The organism is Mesorhizobium sp. M7A.F.Ca.CA.001.08.2.1 (assembly GCF_003998455.1).
Classification (GTDB): Bacteria; Pseudomonadota; Alphaproteobacteria; order Rhizobiales; family Rhizobiaceae; genus Mesorhizobium; species Mesorhizobium ciceri.
This window is the reverse complement of record NZ_RZPW01000129.1, coordinates 1-10,649: the sequence shown is the minus strand read 5'-3', so window position 1 is coordinate 10,649 and position 10,649 is coordinate 1. Positions and strand designations below refer to the sequence as shown.

13 protein-coding genes are annotated in these 10,649 nt (G+C 59.4%); 7 read left to right on the top strand and 6 right to left on the bottom strand.

Annotation, left to right across the window (positions count from 1 at the left end):
- The 5 genes from EN914_RS10615 to EN914_RS10595 form a co-directional block, all read right to left on the bottom strand.
- Positions 1–195, bottom strand: a 195-nt coding sequence (locus EN914_RS10615; protein ID WP_245497809.1) for a TadE/TadG family type IV pilus assembly protein, incomplete at its 3' end; no start/stop codon positions are given.
- Between the two features lie 72 nt (positions 196–267).
- On the bottom strand, positions 268–543 hold the full coding sequence (locus EN914_RS10610) for a hypothetical protein (protein WP_245265304.1): 276 nt from the start codon (positions 541–543) through the stop codon (positions 268–270).
- A gap of 4 nt (positions 544–547) precedes the next feature.
- Positions 548–1,993, bottom strand: coding sequence for a type II and III secretion system protein family protein (locus EN914_RS10605; protein ID WP_024502275.1), 1,446 nt, complete (start codon positions 1,991–1,993; stop codon positions 548–550).
- 53 nt (positions 1,994–2,046) lie between these two features.
- Positions 2,047–3,072 (bottom strand): Flp pilus assembly protein CpaB, encoded by a 1,026-nt coding sequence (gene cpaB / locus EN914_RS10600; RefSeq protein ID WP_024502276.1) that lies wholly within the window; start codon positions 3,070–3,072, stop codon positions 2,047–2,049.
- A 97-nt stretch (positions 3,073–3,169) separates the two neighbouring features.
- Positions 3,170–3,364, bottom strand: coding sequence for a Flp family type IVb pilin (locus tag EN914_RS10595; protein ID WP_024502277.1), 195 nt, complete (start codon positions 3,362–3,364; stop codon positions 3,170–3,172).
- 339 nt (positions 3,365–3,703) lie between these two features.
- Here EN914_RS10595 and EN914_RS38290 point away from each other — a divergent pair, with 339 nt between their 5' ends.
- From EN914_RS38290 to EN914_RS10565, 7 genes are all read left to right on the top strand, one after another.
- A complete protein-coding gene (locus EN914_RS38290) occupies positions 3,704–3,856 on the top strand; it encodes a hypothetical protein (RefSeq protein ID WP_155924939.1) in 153 nt (50 codons plus the stop codon).
- A gap of 37 nt (positions 3,857–3,893) precedes the next feature.
- Entirely contained in the window at positions 3,894–5,282 is a 1,389-nt protein-coding gene (locus tag EN914_RS10590; RefSeq protein ID WP_024502278.1) for a CpaF family protein, read from the top strand.
- Positions 5,282–6,253, top strand: a complete 972-nt coding sequence (locus EN914_RS10585) for a type II secretion system F family protein (RefSeq protein ID WP_024502279.1) — start codon at positions 5,282–5,284, stop codon at positions 6,251–6,253. Before EN914_RS10590 ends, EN914_RS10585 begins: the two co-directional genes overlap by 1 nt.
- A gap of 20 nt (positions 6,254–6,273) precedes the next feature.
- A complete protein-coding gene (locus EN914_RS10580) occupies positions 6,274–7,215 on the top strand; it encodes a type II secretion system F family protein (RefSeq protein ID WP_032898852.1) in 942 nt (313 codons plus the stop codon).
- A 53-nt stretch (positions 7,216–7,268) separates the two neighbouring features.
- Positions 7,269–7,811 carry a tetratricopeptide repeat protein gene (locus EN914_RS10575; protein ID WP_024502281.1) on the top strand — a complete coding sequence of 181 codons (543 nt, stop codon included), beginning with the start codon at positions 7,269–7,271 and terminating at the stop codon, positions 7,809–7,811.
- Between the two features lies 1 nt (position 7,812).
- The gene (locus EN914_RS10570; RefSeq protein ID WP_024502282.1) at positions 7,813–8,334 is read left to right on the top strand and encodes a prepilin peptidase; all 522 of its coding nucleotides are present in this window, start codon (positions 7,813–7,815) and stop codon (positions 8,332–8,334) included.
- A gap of 188 nt (positions 8,335–8,522) precedes the next feature.
- Positions 8,523–9,665: a hypothetical protein gene (locus EN914_RS10565; protein ID WP_024502283.1), complete on the top strand. Its 1,143-nt coding sequence runs from the start codon at positions 8,523–8,525 to the stop codon at positions 9,663–9,665.
- 19 nt (positions 9,666–9,684) lie between these two features.
- Here EN914_RS10565 and EN914_RS10560 read toward each other — a convergent pair whose 3' ends face one another.
- Entirely contained in the window at positions 9,685–10,620 is a 936-nt protein-coding gene (locus EN914_RS10560) for a nucleoside hydrolase (RefSeq protein ID WP_013530291.1), read from the bottom strand.
- Positions 10,621–10,649 lie beyond the last annotated feature (29 nt).

Genomic DNA, 10,649 nt, shown 5'->3' with positions numbered 1-10,649 from the left:
CTGTCCGTCAAGCTCGGCAGCCGCCGCAAGAGCCAGCGCATCCGCGCCCTTTTGCAAATCATTATGCAGGTTGTTGACCCGGCTCATGTCGATCGCCAGCAGGGAAAAGCCGATGATCGCCGGCAGCGTGACGCTGACGAGGATCAGCGCTATTCCCCTCTGATCGTGCCAGAACGCGCGAATGGTCCGCAGCATGGCCTTACTCTCTGCTCCCCTGACGCCAGGTGTCCTCGTATTGCCTGACGCACTGAAACCGCATCCTTCTGTTCAGTTCGTCATAGGTGCCGGTGCGCCGACATTGACCGTTATGGCCGGCGGCGGCGGCGGCGGCGGTGGAAATCGGTAGTTCTGGGCGACCGATGCCGCGCGCTGACCGTCGCCGTCGATCTTCGTATTCCTGGACGCCGGATTAAGCGGGTCGACCGTCTGCAGCAGCGAATTGAATTTCTGCGTGTCGCCGGCGGCCAGGGTCACCGTATCGTAGTGGTTCAGATAGTCCGCGGCGCAGCCCGTCAGCGCACTGGCACACACGATGAGGATCAAGGCGCTATTTCTTGACATAGAGCATCTTGTCCTTCGATTTGAAGTCGAGCATGTGGCCATAGGGGCCGGTGACGCCTTCGCCCAGTTCATATTTGCGGACCATATCCTTGGTCACTTCAAGCTGGCCGAGCACGAAGAACTCCGGATCGTTGGCGGGCCGCGTCTTGTCGAACGGCGTCGCCAGTTGCTCGCCGGGTCTCACCGGCCGCACGAGATGCGGCGTGACGATGACGACCAGCTCGGTTTCTTCCTTCTGATTGCTCGAATTGCGAAACAGCGTCCCGATGACAGGCACCTGGCCGAGCCACGGCACCTGGTTCTGCAGCTTGGTGGTCTTGCTGGATAGAAGCCCGCCGACCGCGAAGCTCTGGCCGTCGCGCAATTCGACGACGGTCGACAGTTTGCGGTTGGTGAAGATCGGGTCGCCGGCGGTGGTGAAGCCGGTCAAGTCGCTGACCTCAGGCGCCAGCCGGATGTGGATCTTGTCGTCGGCGAGCACGACCGGCGTGAACAGAAGATTGACGCCGAATTGCTTATACTCGATCTGGATCTGGCCATCCTTGTCAAGACTGCGGATGGGGACCTGGCCACCGGCATTGAAGCTGGCTTCTTCGCCGGAAAGTGTGGTCAGGTTGGGCTCGGCCAGAGTACGAACAACGCCCTTGGCCTCTAGCGCTTCGATGATCAAATCGACCTTGATGTTGCTGTCGATGACGCGGGTGATCAAAGCTGCGAACGGGTTTGAATTCGACAAAATGCCGCTCACGAGATCGCCCGCGCCGAGCATTGCGCCGTCCTTGTCGACAGTGGCAATGCCGCTTCCGGCTCGCGTTGTGCCGCTGCTGTTCCTGCTCTGGATCGACACGCCGAGATCGCGCCCGGCATTGCGCTTAGCTTCCAGCACACGCACCTCGAGATTGACCTGCTGGCTGTCGTCGACCGTGACGGAATTGATGATGTCGTCGGGTCCGTACTGCTTCGCCACGTCCATGATCGTCGCCAGTGTGGCGCCGTCCTTGACATGGCCGCCGAGCCTGACCCTGCCGTTGACCGAGCCGATCTCGATGCGCGACTTCGGCGCCACCTGGCGGATCGCCTGCGCCATATCGCTGACATCGACGCCGACTTCGATCTGGAGGGCGCCGAGCGAACGCTTGTCGGTGGAGAACAGATTGACCGTGGTGGTGCCGGCGCCCTTGCCGATGACGTAGAGCGTGCGGTCGGTCATCGGCTGGGCGTCGGCGATCTTCTCGTCGCCGACGACGATATCGCCCAGATTGGCACTCACCTGGATCGTCACCGATTGCGACATCGGCAGGAAAATACGATGGACGGCGGGGGTCGACACGTCAATGAAGCGGTCGGCCGCATTGGTCGCCAGGCCCGACAGCAACAGCGCCGTCAGACATGACAATGCTGCCGTCGCTATCCCTGAGCAGTATCCTTGCATCCCCGTCTCCCCACTCGCTGCTGGTGGCAGCCCTGTTTATTAGCCGCACCTTATCATGGTTGTCGCGGCACGTCATATGTCTCGAGCTTCACGCCCCGAAAAACGCCTATCGTCGCCCGTGCCGGAGGTTCAGCCTGCACGTATTTGACCACTTCCTTGACGACTGGCTGCGCCATCGGGACTGGAGCGGGCTTAACCTTGCCCAGTTCGTCGAGGCGGCTTCCCACCCGCTCTACGGCCTGCGTCAGCCCGGCGATCTTGTCCTCGGCGCGCTTGCGCTCGGCGGCGGCCTCGGCTTCCGATGCTGCCTTCCTGTCGAGTTCCGCCTGCCTGGCGGCGACGTCTGCCGGCGTTTCGCTGGTCAGGTCGGAAAGCGTCACCCGCTCGGTCGTCTCGCCCTTGCTGGCTGCGGCCTGGCGAAGCGCCAGCGACAATTGGCCGGCGCCTGCCGCCAGCGTCAGCTTCTGCGCGTCCCTCGTGCTGGCTTCGAGCGTCACGGATTTAACAACAGTCGGGCTATCCTTGCTTTCGTCGGCGACCTGGTCGACGGCAAGCACCTTCATGCTTTGCAGAAGCACGTCAACAAAACTCTTGTCCGCGCCATCGTCGCCGCGGACCGTTCGCGTCAAAAGCACATCGACCCGGTCGCCTGGGAAGACGAAACCAGCGACGCCCAACACGTCGTTGACGCGGATGGAAACGGCTTTCATGCCCTCGCCGAGCACCGCCGAAAGCGTGGCGCGCTGGCCGGGGCCGGTGATCTTCGTAGCAAGGACAGGCTCGTTCACTCCGATCGCCTGCAGAGCTTGCTTCGAGTCGCCCGTCAGGAGCTCCTTGGTCGTCTTGAAGGCACCCGATGGAACCGCGCCCGCAGGCCATGCGACTTCACGCAATTTGTCGGCAGACAGCGTATCGCCGAACTTCAGTGCCACGGCTGCTACGACAACGGTATCGCGCTGAATGTCCTCGGTTCGCGCCATGGCGCCGCGCTGGTTGGCCAGCCAGATGTTGGCGAGCACCACCGCCAGCACGCCAAACACGCCGGCGAGAACGATCATGATGACGGTGTTAGCGCGCATAAGAAGCCTGCCCAATCATTTTCGATCACTCCACAAGTGGATCGCTTTCGGCCGGAAGAGAAGGCCCAGGCCCTGCTACCTGGGCCTTCTCGAAGCTTCACGGAGCCGGAGTTGTCGCCGTGTTCAAGGTGGTATTGAGCGTTGTCCACTCGGTACTCACCCAGGTGCCGACAAGCGCGACGGTGGCGATAACAGCCACGGTGATAATGCCCAGCAGGACAGTATATTCGACCATGGCAGCGCCGTTTTCGTCGTCGCGGAACTGCCGGGTCATCGTCATGAGCTTCTTCATGTCAATTTCTCCCTTTGGAGGTTGGAACCCGACGAGACAGAGCAAAGGATGAAATCCATACCCAAGCATCCCCCGTCTCCTCGATCCTAGGTCCCGCGAAAACGCAGAGTCAAACGAGATTAAGAGTTCCTTAACTTTCATATACATGATTCGGCGAGAACATTACACGCATGAATTTTCTCAACGGCTTGATTCTTTTCATTTTTCCAGCGCCTTAACCATTTGTTCACAATTCGGCCGCGGATGTGGCAAGATTGAGGAAGCATTAGTAAGAATGCATATTCCTTTATATCTAAGGGGTTAGCTGCACATATCGGACGGTTCGTTCCGGGAAATCGGATGAGCGTAGAAAGCGATATCGACGCTCCAGCCGCGAACCGGCAGCCATTCCAAATAAGCGCATTATTACAGGCCTCTGATCTTAACTATGTGGAAAGTATTGAAAGCACGCCGACCACCTCGGCGCTTGTGCCTGCCGTGGTTAACAGTTAGTTTCCCCTAATGAGGGTTAAGGGGAGTATAAGCAAATATGCTGGGGCGGTTCATCAAGGGGTCAAGCGAACACCAGGCAGTGACAAAGGTTGAGCCGCTGGTGGTGCCGCCTGTTGCTCCTGCCCTTGCGCCAATCACCGATGCTGAATCGCGCCGTGAAGAATTCTTGACGCTCAAGGTCGAGCTTCATCGCCATCTTATCGATCGGTTCAATCTAACCGCCCTTGAAAATGCTTCCAAGGACGAGATCCTGAATGAGATCCGTCCCATCGTGCGTGAGTTCGTGCGAAATCGAACCGTGCCGCTAAATGCTCGAGAGCTCGATCAGCTAACCAGCGACACTGCCGACGAGATGCTGGGACTCGGGCCGATCGAACCGTTGCTCAAGGATGACTCCATCGCCGATATATTGATCAACACCCACAAACGGGTCTTCATCGAGCGGCGCGGTATTATCGAGGAAACTTCGATCCGTTTCCGCGACGAGGCGCATCTCTTGCGGATCATCAACAAGATCGTCTCGGCGATCGGTCGGCGGGTCGACGAATCCGCACCAATGGTCGACGCACGATTGGCGGACGGCTCACGCGTCAACATCGCGGTGCGGCCGATCTCGGTCGACGGCCCGCTGGTGTCGATCCGCAAATTCTCTAAAAATCGCTATTCGCTCGAGCGTTTGATGGCGTTCAATTCGATCCGTCCACCCATGATCGACCTGCTGCGGATCGCCGTCCAGGCGCGCAAATCGATTCTCGTTTCGGGAGGCACCGGCAGCGGCAAGACCACCTTGCTCAATGCATTGTCGAGTTACATTCCCTCGAAAGAGCGGCTGATCACCATCGAGGATGCGGCGGAACTGCAATTGCAGCAGCCGCATGTCGGCCGTCTGGAGACACGCCCGCCCAATGTCGAGGGGAAAGGCGAGGTGCGCCAGCGTGAATTGCTGAAGAACGCGTTGCGCATGCGGCCGGACCGCATCATCGTTGGCGAGGTGCGTGGCGAGGAAGCCTTCGACATGCTCCAGGCGATGAACACCGGCCATGAGGGATCGATGACCACCATACACGCCAACACCCCGCGCGACGCGATCTCGCGGCTGGAGCAGATGGTCGGCATGGCCGGCATGCCGATGAGCAACGATTCTATTCGGGCGCAGATCGCCTCGGCCATCGACATCATCGTGCAGACACAGCGTCTTTCGGACGGCGGCCGGCGTGTCACCTCCATATCGGAATTGACTGGCATGGAGGGCAATGTCGTCCAGCTACAGGAAATTTATCACTTCATCCGGCGCGACGTGGCCGCCGACGGCGCCATTATCGGAGAGTTTCGCGCCACCGGTGTGCGACCGCGTTTTGCCCAGGAGGCGGCGACGCTGGGCCACCATTTCGCCAAGGATGCCTTCAACCCGCAGGTTGCGCTCTGATGCTGACGGGCCAGACGCTCCTTTACTTCATTTATGTGTTGGCGGCTGCGTCAGTGATCCTTGCTGCCGAATCCTTCTACCTGTCTTTTGCCGGCCGACGGGCGAAAGCGGGGATTATCAATCGACGCTTGCAGCGACTGGGTGAAGAATCGCCAGCCGAACAAAGCCTGCAGGGTTTGCTGCAAGAACGAGGGCTTACAGCATCGGGCGATTTTGTTTTCGGCGCGATCGCCTTGAATCGCCTTTACACCCAGTCCGGCATTACCGGAAACCCACTCGCTTTCGCGGCAGTTTTCCTGCTCGCCGGCCTGGTCCTGGCACTCATGTTGCCATTGCTATTGGGTTTCTCAGCCATTGTCGCCATCATTGTGTTTCTGGTCGTTGGGCTTGTCCTTCCGCTTCTCGTTCTTCGGCGAGCGCGCAACAAGCGGATCCAGAAATTCGCCGCCCAGCTTCCGGACGCACTCGACATGATCGTCCGCTCGTTACGGGCGGGTCATCCAACCACTGTGGCGATCGGACTGGTCGCGCGGGAAATGCCGGACCCTCTCGGCACAGAATTCGGAATCGTCTCCGACGAAATCACCTTTGGCCTCAGCCTTGAGCAAGCCGTCCGAAAACTCTCGCAACGCGTTGGTTTCGAAGGTCTCCATTTGCTGTCGGTTTCGCTCTCCATACAGGCCAAGACCGGCGGAAATCTGACCGAGATCCTGGCCAATCTGTCGTCTGTTTTGCGAGAACGGCGCAAGCTGCGCATGAAGATCAAGGCGCTCTCGGCAGAAGGCCGCATGTCGGCCTGGATCATCTCGTTGTTTCCGGTCATCATGTTCTGCATTCTCCTTGTCGTCGCTCCGAAATTCTATGGAGACGTTTGGGGTAGCCCGCTGATCTTCCCGGTTTTCGTAATTTTCGGATCTTGGGCGCTACTCGGCGATTTCATCATGTACCGCATGGTCAATTTCGATATCTAAAGGAGGGCGTGGAAATTCTAATGAGTCTCGAAGATCCAGCCATTCTTCTATCCCTTGCCGTCTTCCTGGCAGCTGCGGCGCTGTTTGTGTTGGGTGCCTTGGTTGTCATGCCGGCCATCCAGACAAGGAGGCTGGTTGCTCAGAGCCTCTTGTCTGAGGGGACCAATCGCCGGTCGCTTTACGCGCAGCAGGAACTCAACAAGATCTCCGCGCAGCGGCCTGTCGATGCCTATTTCCGAGCTTTGGAAAAGGAACGCGGCGAACCGAATGCGCTGGAAGCGAAACTGTTTCGAGCCGGATTTCATCAACCAAGCGCGCCTATAATCTATACGTTGTCTCGTCTCAGTGCAGTATGTATCGGCTTTCTCGCTTGCTATGCCATTTTGAGTGCCGTGCTACCGCCAAGGATACCCGGCTTCGTGGCGTTCGCCGGTTCAGCATTGATCGGGCTTGGTTGCTTGGTCATTCCCAGCATTGCACTCGATCGATTCGAAAATGGACAGAAACAGGTCTACCGCCGCGGTTTCCCCGATTTCATGGACATGATGATAACCTGTGCTGATGCCGGCATGAGCCTCGAAGCGGCCGTGGAGCGCGTCGGCGCCGAACTTGCCGGCACGCACAAATGGCTCGGCATCCAGTTGTCGATCATGACTTTGCAGTTGCGAGCGGGTAAACCCCTGCGTGAGGCTCTGAAGGAACTCTCAGATCGTATCGGTCTGGAGGAGGCACGTGCGCTGTCGGTGCTGTTCCGGCAATCGGAAGAGCTGGGCACCAGCCTGACGGAAGCCTTGCGCATCTACAGCGACGAGATGCGCAGCCAGCGGATCTTGCATGCCGAAGAACGTGCCAACGCGCTTCCTGTCAAAATGATGATCCCGCTCGGGCTTTGCATCTTCCCAGTCGTGATGATGGTTATCATGTTGCCGCTGATCATCCGAATGAAAGGCGTTTTCTTCTAGTTTGGTATATCATTTGGTCCTAATGTGAGTCGGGAACCCCAGGGGACACATCTATGAAGAGGGTTATCGCGGCCGCGGCCTGTCTGCTCATGGCGGTGCTTGCCGGCTGCCAGACGGCGGACACAACCGACGGTGTCGTGCGCACGAATGAGCCGTCGAAGGGCGACGTGACGTCCTTTGGCGATGCTTTCGACGGGCTGAAAACGGTCAGCGACGTCGAGTATTACGCCTCCGACCAGGCCGTCGCGGAGGCCAAGAACCAGTTCCGCGCCGAAAATTACGGCAATGCCGGCGCGCTGTTCTTCAAGGCGACGCAACTGGCGCCCAATGACGGCAACGCCTGGATGGGGCTGGCCGCCTGCACCGACCGGATCCACCGTTTCGACCTGTCCGACCGGGCCTATGCCAGGGCCTTCAAGCTGGGCGGCGCGACGCCCGAATATTACAACAATGTCGGCTATTCCTATCTGCTGCGCGGCAAGTTGCAGGATGCCCGCTCGAACTTCCTCAAGGCTTACGAACTGGCGCCCAACGACCCGACCGTCGCCAACAATCTGAAGCTGCTGTCGTCCAGCGTGCAGAATATCGAGCGCTAGCATGCTGCTCGTCGAAGCACTGCTGCTGAAGGCGCTCGCCATCCCTTTGCTGGCAAGGATTGCGTGGGTCGATTTCACCGCCCAGAAGATTTCCAATCGTGACGTGCTGCTGCTGCTCTGCCTGGGTGCGGGGGGCTTGCTGTTGCTGTCGCTCCAATCCGGGTCGTGGTGGGACATGGGGCTGAGCGCCCTTGCCGGGCTTCTCCTGTTTGTCGCACTCTTCCCATTCTGGGCCTTGCGCAAGATCGGCGCCGGCGATGTCAAGCTGATGGCGGTCATGCCGTTCCTGATCGGGGGCAGCAGTCTCGTCCTGTTTTCCATGTTGTTGCTGGTCTTTGCTCTGATCACGGTGATGGTGGTGAAAACCCCGTTCATGCTGCCTGAGGGGGCGTTCCGGCTCTACGTCCAGCATATGGATCGCAAAGGCGTCGTACCGTTCGGGGTGCCGATCTCGATGGCCGCGATCTGTACGCTGGCGTTCCTGATCTACAAGAACTTGGTGTTGGCGAGCAGTTCTGGTTGATGGGTTCCTTCGGAGCCTTCGCAGGCGCATAGGTGGAGGGAGTATTAAACGAAAAACCCGCCTGTGCGGCGGGTCGCTGGCGCAAATCAGCACCATGGACAAAAATGTACCATAGCTGAGGGCAGGGAGTCAAGAAAAAATTCCTATCAGGTTGATGGCTAGATAAACAATCACAGGGAGAAGGCAGCATGGCACTTCACCTTTCGGCGGATGCTCCGGTCTCGGTCGCGGCGCCTCCACAGAAATACCTGTTTGGTCCGTTCATCGATTTTTTCATGCTCGGCGGGAGCGCGTTCCTGATCCTGCCGGTCCTGTATTTCGTGCCGCTCAAATATGAGGGCGTCGTGGCGCTGGCGGCGTTCTTGCTGTCGCATCTCATCAACCAGCCGCACTTTGCCCATTCCTACCAGATTTTCTATCGCAATTTCGCACGCAAGGTGCGCGGTGACGGATACGACAGAAGTCTCCAGATCCGCTACATCATCGCGGGCATTGCCGTCCCAATGATCATGGTCGCTTTCTTCGCCTATGGCTCCGTAACCGGCAACGCCCGCCTGCTGGGATATGCCACCAACGCGATGGGCTTTTTCGTCGGCTGGCACTACGTCAAGCAAGGCTATGGCATGCTGATGGTGGACGCGGTGCTGAAGCGCAAATTCTTCAGCGACCAGGACAAGAAAGCGCTGCTGTTCAACGGATATGCCGTGTGGCTGTTCGCCTGGCTCCAGACAAACGTGGTGATCACCGAAAGGCAGTACTGGGGCCTGGACTACTACACATTCGCTGTCCCGCCCTGGCTCCTCAACATCGCGCTCGCGGTCGCCGCTGCCTCCTCGGCGGCCACCGCCGTGATGTTCGTCAATCGCTGGCGCAAACATGGCGGCGCGCTACCGTATAACGGCGTCGTCGCTTACGTCACGACCCTCTATGCCTGGATTCTGTTCGTGAGATTGAACCCGCTTTGGCTGCTCGTGGTACCGGCGCTCCATTCGTTGCAGTATTTGGCGGTGGTCTGGCGTTACCAGACCAATGTCGAGCGCGACCGCGCGGATGCCGTCAAGGATCCGGAATTCAGGGTGCTGTCCATTCTTGGGCCGATGTACAGGCTGCGGGTGCTGATATTCATCATCGCTGGCACAATTCTCGGTGCTCTCGGTTTCTGGCTGGTGCCGATGGCGCTGAGTGCCCTGGTTCCCTACGACAAACAGGTGCTCGGCTCGTCGCTTTTCCTCTTCATCGCGTGGATATTCATCAACGTGCACCATTACTTCCTGGACAATGTGATGTGGCGTCGCGGCAACCCGGAAGTCTCGAAATATCTGTTCCGCTAACCCTCAGTCCGTTGGATGTTCAGTCCCGCAGGAGATCGAACATCAGCTTGAAGAAGCGGTCCGCGTCGACCTCATGGGCGATGCGGGCATTGTCCTTTTCACCGCGCTCGCCCCAGTAGTCGGCGATGGTCGCGCCGAAGGCGTAGGTGCCGGACAGATCGACGCCGATATGGGCAGGGCGCGTGCGCACCAATGTCGGGTCGATGGCCAGCGCCAGCGCCAGCGGATCGTGCATGGCGCCGCCGACGCCCATCGAGTTGCGGTGCAGCTTCTCGTAGAACAGCAGCCAGTCGTTGACGAGCCGGCCGAGCGGCGTGTCGATGGTGGCGAGTTCGGCATATTGCGGCGCCTCGATCAGCACCTGCATGGTGACGTCGAGGCCGACCATCAGGATCGGCACGCCGCTGTCCAGCACGATCTTCAGCGCTTCGGGATCGCAGAACGCGTTGAATTCGGTCGGCGTGATGATCTCGCTCTTGCGGTAGAACACGCCGCCCATCCAGATCAGTTCCTTGATCTTGGGCAGCACGTCGCGATGCTTGAGGATCATCAGGCCGATATTGCTGAGCGGGCCGGTGGCAACGACCAGGATCGGTTCGGGCGCGGCGCGCAGCCTGTCGGCCAGGAAATCGACGGCATGCTGGTCAACCGGCTTGATCGTCGCCTGCGGCAGGTAGGGCGAGCCCTCGAGCCCGCTCGGGCCATCGGCGGTGCCGAGCACCAGCGGGCGCGCCAGCGGGCGGTGACAGCCCTGCGCGACAGGCACGTCGCCGGCGCCGATATACTCCAGGATGCGCAAGGCATTGGCGGTCGTCTTCTCGACTTCCGCATTGCCGCAGGTCGTGGTGACGCCGATGAGTTCGATGGCCGGCGAGCGATGCGCCATGACCAGGGCGATGGCGTCGTCGTGGCCGGGATCGCAGTCGAACAGGATAGGAGTTGGCTTGGTCATCATGTCGTCTTGCACGCCGCCCGCTCGTAGCG